Here is a 13540-nt window from a genome sequence, read left to right on the forward strand (position 1 = left end):
ATTTGGTGAAATACGCACCTCACATGAACAGAACGTGTCGAGTCCCGATGAAACAGATGTCCTTCGCCGATGCCGAGTATGCCAGCAGGCGTAAGCAGACCCGCCGCGAGCGCTTACCGCGGCTGCTGAACCCGGTACTGACGAGGAGATGACCATGGAAAGAACCCGCGCCTGGAGATGCACACAGGCCCGAAAGCGCGGCAATGACAAAGCGGTTCGTCCGCTGAAATTCAAGCCGGAAAAGGACTGGAAGCTGATGTACACCCGTGCCGACAAGCTTGTCAGGGCACGCCAACTCGGCATGAGCTATCCCATCCGCACCACCCGCCAACTGTTGGATCAAGAGTGACAAACCTCCTGTTTGTCTGCAGTCGTAACCAATGGCGTAGTCCCACGGCGGAAGCGATCTGGACGCACGCAGACCCATCGGCCCAGCGGATATTCGCTGGGCCGATGTCATTTTTGTCATGGAACGCAAACACCTGAATCGTCTGCAGGCCGAGTACGCCCGTCTGCTTGAACACAAGCAGATTCACTCTCTGGATACTCCCGACCACTTTCGCTACATGGATCCTGAGCTGGTGGACATGCTTGAAGACGCCGTGAACCCCTCTCTCACTACCTAGGCTTCGTGCGCAAACCTCTGTCATCATTCAAGAACGCACAAGCCGAGTAGAAAATATGAATCGTCGTAAAAAAATAAAGCAGTTATTAAAGGCTCACGCAAAAAAGGCCAGTGCCAAATTGGCACCGCCAAGTAAGTCTAAATACATTAGTAAAGCTGACCGATTGAAACTAGCTGCTGAACCCAGTCTAGACTCGATCATTACCCCTGAGAGCTGATCTGTGTATCTGAAACACCACCAGAATTTACAAGTCTGTTTGGCCTAGGTATTCCGACGGCACGTACCGCGGGACGCGGCCTGACAATGCACTCAACGACGCTCTCTTTAGTTGCTGGACGCTGCGCGATAAAGCCGCGTAGCACCGACTAGCTCTACGTTATCCAATGCCTGCAATGGGTCGAATGCGGCCCTTCGCGACGGGCCGCAATCGCTCAACAGCGGACATACGCTAGTGCGTCGACCAACGTCAGCTCTGCATACATATTCGTCCAAAGTTTCATGGCTCTTTCAAGTCATGCGAAGGGATCCTCAGCCCCACCCTCAAACGGGTGACTGAAACGGGGTTAGGCTCTGCGGGTGCAGCGGGCCGTGCGTTGCTACTGTCACTGACTCAACCCATCGCCTGATCTGGCTTGAGAGCCAGCCTCTTTGGAGCATCGCATGCGCCCTCTCTGCAACATCCTGCCCCTGCCCTCCTCGACACTGTTTTCGCTTCGTTCGCGCAGCCTGCTCGAGCGGCCCTGGCTGCAATTGGCCCTGTGTCTGAGCATTGTCGTGCCCTGCATGGCCGGTGCAGAGACACGACCCAAGAACATGGTTTATTTGCGTACGATTGATCCGGGCATCGAGCAAGACATTCGCTATGCCAGCGCGCACAACTTCACCGGGCACCCACTCGACGGTTACACCGCTGGGGAGTGCCTGTTATCGCTGGACGCTGCCAAGGCCCTCGCTCGGGTACAAAAGGCATTGCAGGCGCAGGGCTATGGTTTGAAGGTGTTTGACTGTTATCGACCCAGCCGTGCCGTTGCCGATATGGGGCGCTTCGCGACGGAGCCGGGTGACCCACGCAAGGCCGAGTTCTATCCGCGCGTAGACAAGCAGGACTTCTGGCGTCTGGGTTACGTGGCGCGGGTGTCGAACCATTCCAAAGGCTCAACCGTGGATTTGACACTGACCGGTCCGGATACGCTGCCCGCCGATGTCTGGACACTTTCAGCCAAGCAAGTCGATTGCACGGCCCCCTATGGCCAGCGTTGGCGCGACGGCGCACTCGATATGGGCACCGGTTTCGATTGCTTCGATGAGCGAGCGCATACCGACAACCGGATGATCAACGCTGCCGCCAGGGACAATCGCCAGACGCTCAGCAGGGCCATGGAGAAAGAAGGGTTTACCGGGTACTCGAAGGAATGGTGGCACTTCACATACAGTAGAGAATCAACGAAGAACATCATGGACTTCCCCATCGTGCCGCTGGGTGCAAGCGACGTTCTCGACATCAGCCATCAGCTGATTGTGGTCACCACCAAAAACTGGACTGACATCCAGGGCACTGCCCAGCGCTATGAACGGCACGGAAACACCTTTCGAAAATACGAAGCACCGTTTTCGGTGGTGGTCGGCAAGAGCGGGCTGGCGTGGGGCAAGGGTCTTGGCAGCGTTGAACAACGCGAAGGTCCGGTCAAACGTGAAGGCGATGGCAAAGCACCTGCCGGGGTATTCAAGCTTGGAACGGCTTTTGGCTACGACGGCACGGCCGACACCCAACTGCCTTACCTTGCGCTGACATCGACCATCGAATGCGTGGATGACAGCCACTCCGCACGCTATAACCAGCTTGTCGATGGCGCGACAATTTCGAAAGATTGGAACAGCTCCGAACGTATGCGTCGCGATGACGACATGTACCGAAATGGTATTTTCATCGAGCACAATACGCCGGCGTCCCCCGCCTCGGGCTCGTGCATTTTCTTCCACATTTGGCGTGGCCCCACCTCGCCGACGCTGGGTTGCACCGCCATGGATTCAGCGAATATTTCTCGTTTGTTCCATTGGCTGGATCCTCGCCAGTCCCCTCTGCTGGTTCAAATGCCCGAAGCGCAATACGAGAAAATACGCGAAAGTTGGACCCTCCCCGAACGTTGATAGCGTCGACGCCCACCTGCGCGATGGCTGGCAGACGGTCGCCCCGATTGATACAACACCGTTACGCGGGCTGTTACTTCATGGTCTGCACCGGTGCCAATAACCTTCCTGACTGTAACGCCAAGACACTTCGCCGCGCTGCGCGACCCGCCTACCGTAAAGCCGTCAATGTGCGTACAGGGTCGTGACACATCATCGGCACCGCCCGCCTCCCAACGGGAGGCACGGAAGAACGTCACGGGTGCAGCCGATCGCTGGTCGGATTCGAAGCCCGCTGCCCATTGATTGCCCAACACTCAACCAAGGAAGAGGGAAACCATGAGTCAGTCAAACGCAGTAAGCAAACAAAGCCAGCAACTGCACAAAGACGTGCAAGAGGCATTCAAGTCGTTCCAGAACGTCGCCCCAACGGCCCTGAAAACCACTGACTACAGCAAGGTGCTGACGTCGACCCTGGCGGCCACCCAAAAGTCGGTCAAGATCCAGATCGCCACCGGTGATCTGACCCTGCTCAAACAATCAGGCTACAAGCTGTGCTTTGCCAAGAAGGTCGGCAATGAAGCCTACAACGTGGTCTGGCAGTCTTACGTCCAGTACCTGAGCAACAGTACTTTCAGCTGGACGCCCCAGTATCAGTTGTTCGGCGCCAACTCTTTCCAGGCCAACGTGCAGGTAGATGTGTCGACCAATATCGTCAATATCGGGCTGGGCCAACAGTCGATACTCGACAATGCCGGCCTGCTGGGTTCGGCGACAAGTGGTGGCCCCGACACTTCCATCACCCTGGTGAACAACTACGGTGCGATCCACCCCGGCATCAGCCAATTGTCCACGGGCATCGATGGCAAGCAGATCAGCACGGCCATCTACGTGGCCTCGGCACAAGTAGTCACCGGCCAGACCGTACTAACCCCCGTCGAGACCATTCTGGTGTGGTTCGAACAGAACGTGCAGACCAGCACCATGTTCAGCACCTCGCGGTCCCAAGCGGTCGAAGTGGACCTGACCTTCGATAACAGTGCGACCCGCCTCTACTCTGGCGGTAGCTGGACTGTCGTGTAACGCCAGCATCCAGGGGCAACCTTGCGGTTGCCCCTCTGCTCATCAATCGTCACTGTCACCCCGGGCGAAATACCCCGTCAACGACTGACAGATGGACTCGGCCAGATCTTCCTGAGTGGCGATGCCATACGGTCGATTGCGATCAAACTGCTCTGACCAGCGAATGCGACCCTGAGCGACATCAATCAGGCGTACCGAGGCCCGGACACGAGCCGGCTCCACCCGCACGCTGCCTTCCAGCGAATAGCTGCCTCGCCCCGTCCGCCCCTGGGCCAGTGTTTTCACGCTGCTTCGCGGCACCTTCATCAGCACATGACTGGCGCGGGTTTGCGTCTGTTCAAACGACTCGAACAGCCTGCAGCTCAACTCTTCGCACAAGCCCCGGGTAAAGTCGTCGCCGTCGCGGGTGATGCAGGTAAACGGCTGGAGTTGCAGGACAGGATGGCGAATAGCGATGCCTTTGAGTCTGAGTCGCTGGTACGCCAGCCGATAACAACCGGCCGGGATGCTTAGACGCACCGGATCCTGTTGGCCAATCGTGGCGTAATGACTGGCGAGCTTGCGCCGCAATCGGCCTATCTGCACCCGCACTACCGGATCATCGCCGGTGCAGTAGACCGCCGGATCACGGCGAAACACCGCGATGCCGATGGCGTGCTCGGTAAGGGGGATGTCCGAGAACTGAAGGTCGTGCTCGACCATAAAGCGCAGCAAGCTGCTCATCCGCCTGGACTTGGCGAACAGCGGGCTGGCCAATAACAGCGCGAGCACCCGCCCCACCTCTTCCCGAGCGAGAGGCTCGGGAACGATGTCTGCACTTGCATTGCCAATGTGCTTGATCACCACAGCCTGCCTCCTTGCAGGTAACCGCCTGTCGCCCGCCACCTCGATGGCCATGAACGACTCAAGCGCTGCCAGAACGTAGCGTAGCAGTTGCAATCGGATCGGGAAGATATTGCAGTGGCTGGAGATCCTGGTCATCGACGAAGGAACACCCAAGGAAAATTCGTATACCCTATCTGCAAATCATTGCGAACGATCACGACCGTGGCCCTGACTAAACTCAACGCTCCCGACCTTGGCAATTCGCCTTCGACGTCGGAAATCATCACCCGTCATCTGCGTGACGCCATCGTCGCCGGGCATTTCGCCGAGGACGAGCCGATTCGCCAGGACGACATCGCCCGCCAGTTCAACGTCAGCAAGATTCCGGTGCGCGAAGCCCTCAAGCGCCTGGAGGCCGAAGGCCTGGTGATGTTCCAGCGCAATCGCGGGGCGATGGTCACGCGGGTTTCCGATGCGGAACTGGCGCAGATGTTTGAAGTGCGCATGCTGCTCGAAGACAAGGTGCTGCGCCTGGCCATTCCCAACATGACCGAAGACACCTTCGCTCGCGCCGAACGCATCTGCCAGGAGTTCATCGGCGAAGATGACGTGGGGCGCTGGGCCGAGCTCAACTGGGAATTGCACGCCTGCCTCTATGAACCGGCGCAGCGACCGTTTCTGGTCAGCCTGATCCGCTCGGTCAACGACAAGCTGGAGCGCTACCTGCGCATGCAGATGAGCCTTTCGGCCGGCAAGGATCGCGCCGACCACGAACACCGGGAAATCCTTGCGGCCTGTCGCGCCGGTGACGTGGACCTCGCGGTGAAGCTGCTCGACGAGCACATTGCCGGCGTCTGCAAGACCCTGTTCGAACACCTGCCTCACAGCCACTGACCGCTCAAACATCTGTGCCGATTTCGTCATCGGCACTGGATAAAACCATCAAGCCGGCAAGCCCCCGCACCAGCCACTCTTGCGTTCACTCATCTGAACGGACGTGGCCCTCCCATGAAACGCATCACCGTGATCGACTCCCACACCGGCGGCGAACCGACCCGCCTGGTGACCGCCGGTTTTCCTGACCTGGGCAGCGGCAGCATGGCCGAACGTCGACAGCGGCTGGCCGAACAGCATGACCACTGGCGCGCTGCCTGCGTGCTCGAACCACGGGGCAGTGACGTGTTGGTCGGCGCCCTGCTCTGTGAGCCGGTGGACCCGTCCGCCTGTGCCGGTGTGATTTTCTTCAACAACAGCGGTTACCTCGGCATGTGCGGCCACGGCACCATTGGCCTGGTGGCCTCGCTGGCGCACTTGGGTAAAATCGGCCCTGGCGTGCACAGCATCGAAACCCCGGTCGGCACGGTGCAGGCGACGCTGCACGAAGACCATTCGGTCAGCGTACGCAATGTGCCGGCGTACCGTTATCGCAAAGCGCTAGCGCTGCAGGTGCCGGGTGTCGGCCAGGTGGTCGGCGATATTGCCTGGGGCGGTAACTGGTTCTTCCTGATCGCCGAACATGGCCTGGACATTGCCGGCGACAACCTTGAGGCGCTGACCGCTTACACCTTCGCCGTGCAGCAAGCACTGGAAGTTCAGGGGATCCGCGGCGAAGACGGCGGCTTGATCGACCATGTCGAGCTGTTCGCCGATGACGAGCAGGCTGACAGCCGCAACTTCGTCCTCTGCCCCGGCAAGGCCTACGACCGCTCGCCCTGTGGTACCGGCACCAGTGCCAAACTGGCGTGCCTGGCGGCCGACGACAAATTGCAGCCGGGACAGATCTGGCGTCAGGCCAGTGTCATCGGCAGCGAGTTCGAGGGTTCCTATGAGCTTCAGGGCGAGCGTATCGTGCCGACCATTCGCGGCCGCGCCTTTATCAGTGCCGAAACCAGCCTGATCATTGAACAGGACGACCCGTTCGCTTGGGGCATTCGCCCGTGAGCGAGGGCCGGGTGGCCGATGTGATCGTGATCGGCGCCGGCATCATCGGCGCTGCCTGTGCCCAGGCGCTGGCGGGTCGCGGCTTGCGCGTGCTGGTGCTGGACGCAGGCCTGCCGGGCGCTACGGCAGCGGGCATGGGCCACTTGCTGGTCCTCGATGACAATCCGGCCGAACTGGCCCTCAGTCAATATTCCCTGCAACGCTGGCGCGAACTGGCGCCGGCCCTTCCCGATGGCTGCGCGTATCGCCGCAACGGCACGCTCTGGCTGGCGGCCAATGCCGAAGAAATGGCCGTCGCCCACCGCAAATACCTGAATTTGCAGGCCCTAGGCGTGGCCTGCGAATTGATCACCCGCAGCGACTTGCGCCAGCGCGAACCGCAATTGCGCGAGGGTCTGGAAGGCGGCCTGCTGATCAATGGCGACGGCATTCTTTATGCCCCGGCGACGGCTAATTGGATGCTCGACACACCGAACATCAGCCAACGCCGGGCACGGGTCAGCGAAGTCGACGGCAACCGCGTGCGGCTCGACGACGGCCACTGGCTAAGCGCCGAAGCAGTGATTCTGGCCAACGGCATCCAGGCCAGCGCGCTCTGCCCCGAATTGCCGATCGAGCCGAAGAAAGGCCACTTGCTGATCACCGACCGCTACCCCGGCAAGGTCACCCATACCCTGGTGGAACTCGGTTACGTCACCAGTGCCCACAACGCCAGCGGTCCTTCGACGGCGTGCAATATCCAGCCCCGGCCGACCGGACAGTTGTTCATCGGCGCCTCGCGACAATTTGGCACCACCGACCCACAGGTCGAGGGCTGGATGCTGGCGAAAATGCTCAGACGCGCCACCGAGTACATGCCGGGGCTGGCTCAGCTCAACGGCATCCGCGCCTGGACCGGTTTTCGCGCCGCCAGCCCCGACGGCCTGCCGCTGGTGGGTCAGCACCCGCGACGCAAAGGCTTATGGCTGGCGGTCGGTCACGAGGGCCTCGGCGTGACGACCGCCCCCGGCACCGCCGACCTGCTGGTCGCGCAATTGTTCGACGAAGTGCCGCCGCTGGCCGCGCAACCGTATCTGCCGCAACGTTTTCTCGGAGAGCCCGTTTATGCCTGAATTGATGCTGGACGGACGTGCCCTGCGGGTTGCCGAGGGCACCAGCGTCGCCGCTGCACTGGCCCTGAGTGGCGACGGTTGCACTCGCACATCGGTCAGTGGCCAACGTCGCGCCCCGCTGTGTGGCATGGGCATTTGCCAGGAATGCCGGGTGACCATCGACGGTCGCCGGCGTCTGGCCTGCCAAACGCTCTGCCGTGACGGCATGCACGTGGAGACTCAAGCATGACCGAATACGCCGACCTGCTGATCATCGGTGCCGGCCCCGCCGGCATGGCCGCCGCGCTCGCAGCGGCGCCAAGCGGTGCACGCATCGTCCTGCTCGACGACAACCCATTGCCGGGTGGGCAAATCTGGCGTGACGGGCCTAAGGCCAACCTGCCGAACCCGGCGCGTCAGATGCGCGAGCGACTCGAGGCGTGCAGCAACATCTGCCGCCACTCCGGCACTCGGGTGATCGCCTGCGCCGGACCGAAACAACTGCTGGTAGAAAACCCCGATCATGGCTGGTTGATCAGTTACGACAAACTGATTCTGTGTACCGGCGCCCGCGAGTTACTCCTGCCCTTCCCCGGCTGGACGCTGCCCGGCGTGACGGGGGTCGGCGGCCTCCAGGCACTGATCAAGGGCGGCCTGCCAGTGCAGGACGAGCGCGTTGTGATTGCTGGCAGCGGACCGTTATTGCTCGCCAGCGCCGCCACCGCAAAACATAACGGCGCCCAAGTGCTGCGCATCGCCGAACAGGCCTCCACAGTCGCCGTCGCCAGATTCGCCGCTCGACTGCCTCTCTGGCCCAACAAACTGATGCAGTCGGTCACGTTGTTCGACCACCATTACCGTACCGGCACCCATGTACTGGCCGCCCTGGGCAATGGGCGGTTGGAAGGTGTGCGCCTGCAACAGCAAGGAAAAATCGTCGAATTGGAATGTGATCGCCTGGCCTGCGGTTTCGGTCTGATCCCCAACACCCAACTCGGCCAGGCCCTGGGCTGCGACCTCGACGGCCAGGCGCTCGCGGTCGATACCTGGCAGACCAGCAGCCGCGCCGACCACTTCGCGGCGGGTGAATGCACCGGTTTCGGCGGCAGTGAACTGGCGTTGGTCGAAGGGTCGATCGCGGGACATGCCGCGGTCGGTGACGTTGATTCGGCCCGAGCATTGTGGCCTCGTCGGACGCGCTGGCAGGGTTTCGCCAACGCCCTGAGCAAGGCATTCACCCTCGACCCGCAACTCAAGTCGCTGGCGCAACCCGACACCCTGGTGTGCCGTTGTGAAGACGTGCCTTACGGGCTGCTTGCCGGGCACGTTGACTGGCGCGAGGCCAAGTTGGCCAGTCGCTGCGGCATGGGCGCGTGCCAAGGCCGGGTGTGTGGCGGCGCATTACAGCACCTGTTCGGCTGGCAACCTTCGGCACCACGCCCGCCCTTCAGTCCGGCGCGGATCGAGACTTTGTTGTGCCTGGACGACACCCCACCGGCCTGAATGCCGGCCCGGGGCTTTCGAGTCCGCTGCCGAGTCTCTATGATCCGGGGCATTGCCACCAGACGCCCAGCGCCATGTATGCCTCGCTCACTACCTTCAAACCCTGCGACCTGCCGACCCTGCTAAGCAGTCTGCAGCCGATCGCGGCGTTGCTCGATACCCTGTCGGACGTGGTGTTTTTCATTAAGGACAGCGAGGCCCGCTACGCCTTCGTCAACCAGACCCTGGCCCGGCGCTGCGGCTTCAAACACACTGACGAGTTGCTCGGGCGCACCGCCGACAGGGTCTTTCCCGAGCGCTTCGGCCCGCTGTACACCGAGCAGGATCGGCGGGTGCTGTCCACCGGCCGCGAGCTGGCTGATCAACTCGAACTGCACCTGTATTATGGCAACCAGCCGGTTTGGTGCCTGACCCACAAACTCGCGCTGCGCGACCTGCAGGGTCATGTGGTCGGCCTGGCCGGTATCTCCCGCGACCTGCAACTGCCACAGTCCAGCCATCCGGCCTTTCAGAAACTCGCGGCGGTGGACGCGCATATCCGCAGCCATTTCGCCCGGCCCATTAGCCTCGCCGAACTGACTGCGATCGCCGGGCTTTCCGTGGCGCAACTGGAGCGCCACTGCAAACGCGTGTTCCAACTCACCCCACGGCAGATGATTCATAAGGCGCGTCTGGAAGAAGGCTCGCGGCTGTTGCTGCACACTGACCTGCCCATCACCGAGATCGCCCTGCGCTGCGGTTACACCGATCACAGTGCCTTCAGCCGACAGTTCCGCGCCTTGACCAGTCTGGCACCCAGTCAGTATCGCGAAAGCCGTCGCTGAACCCGGGCGAGTGTTCCTTTAAGGGGCGCCCGGCGTCCCCACTGCTCCCTTCTGTAACATCGCCTGATACAGGTCATCGAGGCGTTCTTCTCCGCGCCCTATTCCCACCCTCTTGCAAGACGTTTAACTCAAGGCTCGGCGAATAATTCTCGCCGCTGTTCGGAAACAGGCACGCTCATTGCTAATCTAATATCGTATACGAAATTCTCAATACGCTATCTAACAGCACTTTCCGACCACGAGGCCTCTATGAAAAACCCCGCATTTGCCGTAGCCCTCAGCGCTGTTCTCAGTACTTCCTTCATCGCCACCGCCCAGGCCGACAAGCTCGACGAGATTATTGGTTCGGGCAAGCTGCGTTGCGCCGTGACCCTGGACTTCCCGCCCATGGGTTTTCGCGATGAAGGCAACAACCCGGCCGGTTTCGACGTGGACTATTGCCGCGACCTGGCGAAAATCCTCGGGGTCGAGGCTGAAGTGGTTGAAACGCCGTTCCCCGATCGAATTCCAGCGCTGGTCTCGGGGCGCGCCGACGTGATCGTCGCCTCCACGTCCGACACGCTCGAACGGGCCAAGACCGTCGGCCTCACCGTGCCGTACTTCGCCTTCCAGATGGTGGTGCTGACCCGCGACAACACCGGCATCAACAGCTTCGCCGATATCAAAGGCAAAGCCCTGGGCAACACCAGCGGCACCTATGAAGCCATCGCTCTGGAAAAAGACGTGAAGAGCTGGGGCACCGGCACCTTCCGCGCCTATCAGTCGCAGAACGACACGCTGCTGGCGGTCGCACAGGGCCACATCGACGCCACCGTGGTCACCAACACCGTGGCCGCCGCCACGATCAAGTCGGGCAAATACAAGAACCTGAAAATCGCCGGTAACGCGCCGTACACCATCGACTACGTGTCCCTGGGCGCCAAGCGCAACGAATATGGCCTGCTCAACTACCTCAATCTGTTCGTCAACCAGCAGGTGCGCAGCGGCCGTTATAACGAGCTGTTCACCAAATGGGTCGGTACCGAGATTTCACCCTCCGACCTGACCGTGCCTAAGGTCTATTACTGAGGTGTCCGGCATGCCTAGGCCAACCTCTCTGACCGGTCGCAGCCTGGTCGCCGGCGCCGCACAAGGCGCCCTGCTGTTTGCCGATGTGGCCTTGAGTTTCTGGGGCGGGGTCGACCCGTTTAGCGGCGAGGTCATCGACCGTCACCACCCGCTCAGCGGCGAATACCTGGCCGGCCGGGTGCTGGCCATTCCCAGCGGCCGCGGCTCGTGCACCGGCAGCAGTGTGCTGATGGAATTGATCAGCAACGGTCATGCACCGGCCGCACTGGTGCTGACCGAACCCGATGAGATCCTGACCCTGGGCGTGCTCGTGGCACAGACCCTTTTCGAGCGTTCCCTGCCGGTGCTGTGCATCGGCCGGGAGGCCTTCGCCACCTTGCGCGAAAAGGCCTTTGCTCGGGTCGAAGCATCAACGGTAACCGTGTTCGAACGCCTGCCGGGTGATGCCTGGCAGGCACTCGACAGTCCGTTGCAGACAGAAGAAAAAATCACCTCTATCGACCTCACCGAACACGATCGGGCGCTGCTCGAGGGCCAACTGGGCAAGGTCGCCCAGGTCGCCATGCAGATCGTCCTGCGCATGGCGCAATTGCAAGGTGCGCGCAACCTGGTGGATGTCACCCAGGCACACATCGACGGTTGCATCTATACGGGACCTGCGAGCCTGCGCTTCGCCGAACAACTGGTGCAGTGGGGAGCAAGAGTACGGGTGCCGACCACGCTCAATTCGATTTCCGTCGACCAGCGCCGTTGGCGCGAGTTGGGCATTGATCCGGCACTCGGTGTGCCGGCCAGCGCTTTGGGCGATGCGTACATGGCGATGGGTGCACAGCTGAGTTTTACCTGCGCGCCCTACCTGCTCGACAGCGCGCCGAAGGCCGGCGAGCAAATCGTCTGGGCCGAATCCAACGCCGTGGTTTATGCCAACAGCGTGCTCGGCGCACGCACCCTGAAATACCCGGACTACCTGGATATCTGCATCGCCCTGACCGGCCGCGCGCCTCTGATCGGCTGCCATTTGGACGCGCAACGTAAAGCGAGACTGCAAATCGAATTACCGGTTTTGCGCGAGTTGGATGATGCCTTCTACCCCCTGCTCGGTTACCACATCGGTGCCCTGGCCGGCAGCCGGATTCCGCTGGTGCTGGGGCTGGAACACAGCACGCCGAGCCTGGATGACCTGAAAGCCTTCGGCGCTGCTTTCGCCACCACCTCCGCCGCGCCGCTGTTTCATATCGCCGGGGTGACGCCGGAAGCACTCGACCCGACGCAGGTGTTGGAGGCGGATGCCGATGTGCCGGTGGAAAAAATCCGCCTGAACGATTTGCTGCTCAGCTGGCGTGAGCTCAACAGTGCCCGCGACAACCGGGTGGATGTGGTTTCGCTGGGCAATCCACATTTCTCTCTTAGCGAATTCGCGCATCTGGCGCGGCTGTGTCGGGGGCGGCACAAACACCCCGAGGTCGTGCTCGCCATTACCTGCGGTCGCACGGTGCTGGAGCTGGCCCGTGAGGCCGGACATATCGCGGTGATCGAAGCCTTCGGCGCGACCCTGGTCACCGATACCTGCTGGTGCATGCTCGGCGAACCGGTGATCCCGCTGGCCGCCAAAACCTTGATGACCAACTCGGGCAAGTACGCCCATTACGCACCCGGCCTGGTGGGCCGCAAGGTGCACTTCGCCAACCTCGCTGAATGCGTCGACGCCGCCTGCAACGCCACGGCCAGCGGTCGTTTGCCGGCCTGGTTGCAATCGGCCGCCTCTCTGGAGAGCCACGCGCATGTTTGATTACACCTTCCAATGGCGCGCGACCCTGCGCGCCCTGCCGGACATGCTGGCCGGCGCCTGGGTCACCTTCGAGACCGCTGCGCTGTCGATGATCTTCGGCGTGCTGATCGCCCTGGCCCTGACGGTGATGCGCGAAACCAAACAACCGTTGTTGCGCGGCATCGGCAACGGCTGGGTGTCGATCGCCCGCAACACCCCGTCGCTGTTCCAGATCTACGTCCTCTACTTCGGCCTCGGCTCGCTGGATTTGCATGTCAGCTCATGGTTCGCGCTGCTGGCCGGGATCACCTTCAACAACGCCGGTTACCTGGCGGAAAACTTTCGCGGCGGCCTCAAGGCAGTGCCCGGCACACAAGTGCGCGCCGCGCGCTCGCTGGGCATGAGTGCCTTCCAGGCCTACCGGATGATCATCGTTCCGCAGCTGTTGCGGATCGTGTTCTACCCGTTGAGTAACCAGATGGTCTGGGCGGTGCTGATGACGTCGCTGGGGGTGATCGTCGGGCTGAACAATGACCTCACCGGCGTGACCCAGGATTACAACGTCAAGACGTTCCGCACCTTCGAATACTTCGCCATCGCCGCGGCGCTGTATTACCTGATTGCCAAGGCAATCGTCGCCGTCGCCCGGCTGATGGCCTGGCGGCTGTTCCGTTACTGAGGAGG

At 61.5% G+C, this 13540-nt stretch carries 14 protein-coding genes and 1 pseudogene; 14 read left to right on the forward strand and 1 reads right to left on the reverse strand.

Annotated elements, in window-relative coordinates:
- The first annotated feature begins 154 nt into the window (after nucleotides 1-154).
- The 5 genes and pseudogenes from ACYZT3_RS17305 (at nucleotide 155) to ACYZT3_RS17325 (ending at nucleotide 3836) form a co-directional block, all read left to right on the forward strand.
- Nucleotides 155-349 carry a hypothetical protein gene (locus tag ACYZT3_RS17305; protein WP_282382445.1) on the forward strand — a complete coding sequence of 65 codons (195 nt, stop codon included), beginning with the start codon at nucleotides 155-157 and terminating at the stop codon, nucleotides 347-349.
- Nucleotides 346-626 (forward strand): annotated as a pseudogene (locus ACYZT3_RS17310) (low molecular weight protein tyrosine phosphatase family protein). The gene ACYZT3_RS17305 and the pseudogene ACYZT3_RS17310 overlap by 4 nt, the downstream one beginning before the upstream one ends.
- A 55-nt stretch (nucleotides 627-681) precedes the next feature.
- Nucleotides 682-843, forward strand: a complete 162-nt coding sequence (locus ACYZT3_RS17315; RefSeq protein WP_282382450.1) for a DUF2986 domain-containing protein — start codon at nucleotides 682-684, stop codon at nucleotides 841-843.
- 443 nt (nucleotides 844-1286) lie between these two features.
- Nucleotides 1287-2774 carry a M15 family metallopeptidase gene (locus ACYZT3_RS17320; RefSeq protein WP_462032389.1) on the forward strand — a complete coding sequence of 496 codons (1488 nt, stop codon included), beginning with the start codon at nucleotides 1287-1289 and terminating at the stop codon, nucleotides 2772-2774.
- Between the two features lie 318 nt (nucleotides 2775-3092).
- On the forward strand, nucleotides 3093-3836 hold the full coding sequence (locus tag ACYZT3_RS17325; RefSeq protein ID WP_282382453.1) for a hypothetical protein: 744 nt from the start codon (nucleotides 3093-3095) through the stop codon (nucleotides 3834-3836).
- Nucleotides 3837-3878: 42 nt separating this feature from the next.
- Here the strand turns inward: ACYZT3_RS17325 and ACYZT3_RS17330 are convergent, their stop codons facing one another.
- Nucleotides 3879-4682: a hypothetical protein gene (locus ACYZT3_RS17330; protein ID WP_282382518.1), complete on the reverse strand. Its 804-nt coding sequence runs from the start codon at nucleotides 4680-4682 to the stop codon at nucleotides 3879-3881.
- Between the two features lie 201 nt (nucleotides 4683-4883).
- On the opposite strand from ACYZT3_RS17330, the gene ACYZT3_RS17335 reads away from it, so the two are divergent.
- The 9 genes from ACYZT3_RS17335 to ACYZT3_RS17375 all read left to right on the forward strand — a co-directional run bounded on the left by ACYZT3_RS17335 (nucleotide 4884) and on the right by ACYZT3_RS17375 (nucleotide 13535).
- Complete coding sequence (locus ACYZT3_RS17335; protein ID WP_282382455.1) at nucleotides 4884-5555, forward strand: GntR family transcriptional regulator; 672 nt, start codon at nucleotides 4884-4886, stop codon at nucleotides 5553-5555.
- A gap of 114 nt (nucleotides 5556-5669) precedes the next feature.
- Entirely contained in the window at nucleotides 5670-6602 is a 933-nt protein-coding gene (locus tag ACYZT3_RS17340) for a 4-hydroxyproline epimerase (protein ID WP_282382456.1), read from the forward strand.
- Nucleotides 6599-7714 carry an NAD(P)/FAD-dependent oxidoreductase gene (locus ACYZT3_RS17345; RefSeq protein WP_282382457.1) on the forward strand — a complete coding sequence of 372 codons (1116 nt, stop codon included), beginning with the start codon at nucleotides 6599-6601 and terminating at the stop codon, nucleotides 7712-7714. The genes ACYZT3_RS17340 and ACYZT3_RS17345 overlap by 4 nt, the downstream gene beginning before the upstream one ends.
- Nucleotides 7707-7943 (forward strand): (2Fe-2S)-binding protein, encoded by a 237-nt coding sequence (locus ACYZT3_RS17350; protein WP_008157207.1) that lies wholly within the window; start codon nucleotides 7707-7709, stop codon nucleotides 7941-7943. Before ACYZT3_RS17345 ends, ACYZT3_RS17350 begins: the two co-directional genes overlap by 8 nt.
- Nucleotides 7940-9196, forward strand: a complete 1257-nt coding sequence (locus ACYZT3_RS17355) for an FAD-dependent oxidoreductase (protein WP_462030361.1) — start codon at nucleotides 7940-7942, stop codon at nucleotides 9194-9196. Before ACYZT3_RS17350 ends, ACYZT3_RS17355 begins: the two co-directional genes overlap by 4 nt.
- A 74-nt stretch (nucleotides 9197-9270) precedes the next feature.
- The gene (locus ACYZT3_RS17360; RefSeq protein ID WP_282382520.1) at nucleotides 9271-10020 is read left to right on the forward strand and encodes an AraC family transcriptional regulator; all 750 of its coding nucleotides are present in this window, start codon (nucleotides 9271-9273) and stop codon (nucleotides 10018-10020) included.
- 249 nt (nucleotides 10021-10269) lie between these two features.
- Nucleotides 10270-11088: an ABC transporter substrate-binding protein gene (locus tag ACYZT3_RS17365; RefSeq protein ID WP_462030362.1), complete on the forward strand. Its 819-nt coding sequence runs from the start codon at nucleotides 10270-10272 to the stop codon at nucleotides 11086-11088.
- A gap of 10 nt (nucleotides 11089-11098) precedes the next feature.
- A complete protein-coding gene (gene lhpI, locus ACYZT3_RS17370) occupies nucleotides 11099-12877 on the forward strand; it encodes a cis-3-hydroxy-L-proline dehydratase (protein WP_462030363.1) in 1779 nt (592 codons plus the stop codon).
- The gene (locus tag ACYZT3_RS17375) at nucleotides 12870-13535 is read left to right on the forward strand and encodes an amino acid ABC transporter permease (RefSeq protein WP_008157202.1); all 666 of its coding nucleotides are present in this window, start codon (nucleotides 12870-12872) and stop codon (nucleotides 13533-13535) included. The genes lhpI and ACYZT3_RS17375 overlap by 8 nt, the downstream gene beginning before the upstream one ends.
- The last annotated feature ends 5 nt before the right edge of the window (nucleotides 13536-13540 follow it).

Source organism: Pseudomonas sp. MDT1-16 (assembly GCF_054898115.1).

Bases quoted from the DNA above. Each gene is read 5' to 3' on its own strand.
- ACYZT3_RS17305 (WP_282382445.1), top strand. From the start codon at position 155: ATGGAAAGAACCCGCGCCTGGAGATGCACACAGGCCCGAAAGCGCGGC.
- ACYZT3_RS17315 (WP_282382450.1), top strand. From the start codon at position 682: ATGAATCGTCGTAAAAAAATAAAGCAGTTATTAAAGGCTCACGCAAAA.
- ACYZT3_RS17320 (WP_462032389.1), top strand. From the start codon at position 1,287: ATGCGCCCTCTCTGCAACATCCTGCCCCTGCCCTCCTCGACACTGTTT.
- ACYZT3_RS17325 (WP_282382453.1), top strand. From the start codon at position 3,093: ATGAGTCAGTCAAACGCAGTAAGCAAACAAAGCCAGCAACTGCACAAA.
- ACYZT3_RS17340 (WP_282382456.1), top strand. From the start codon at position 5,670: ATGAAACGCATCACCGTGATCGACTCCCACACCGGCGGCGAACCGACC.
- ACYZT3_RS17350 (WP_008157207.1), top strand. From the start codon at position 7,707: ATGCCTGAATTGATGCTGGACGGACGTGCCCTGCGGGTTGCCGAGGGC.
- ACYZT3_RS17355 (WP_462030361.1), top strand. From the start codon at position 7,940: ATGACCGAATACGCCGACCTGCTGATCATCGGTGCCGGCCCCGCCGGC.
- ACYZT3_RS17360 (WP_282382520.1), top strand. From the start codon at position 9,271: ATGTATGCCTCGCTCACTACCTTCAAACCCTGCGACCTGCCGACCCTG.
- ACYZT3_RS17365 (WP_462030362.1), top strand. From the start codon at position 10,270: ATGAAAAACCCCGCATTTGCCGTAGCCCTCAGCGCTGTTCTCAGTACT.
- lhpI (WP_462030363.1), top strand. From the start codon at position 11,099: ATGCCTAGGCCAACCTCTCTGACCGGTCGCAGCCTGGTCGCCGGCGCC.
- ACYZT3_RS17375 (WP_008157202.1), top strand. From the start codon at position 12,870: ATGTTTGATTACACCTTCCAATGGCGCGCGACCCTGCGCGCCCTGCCG.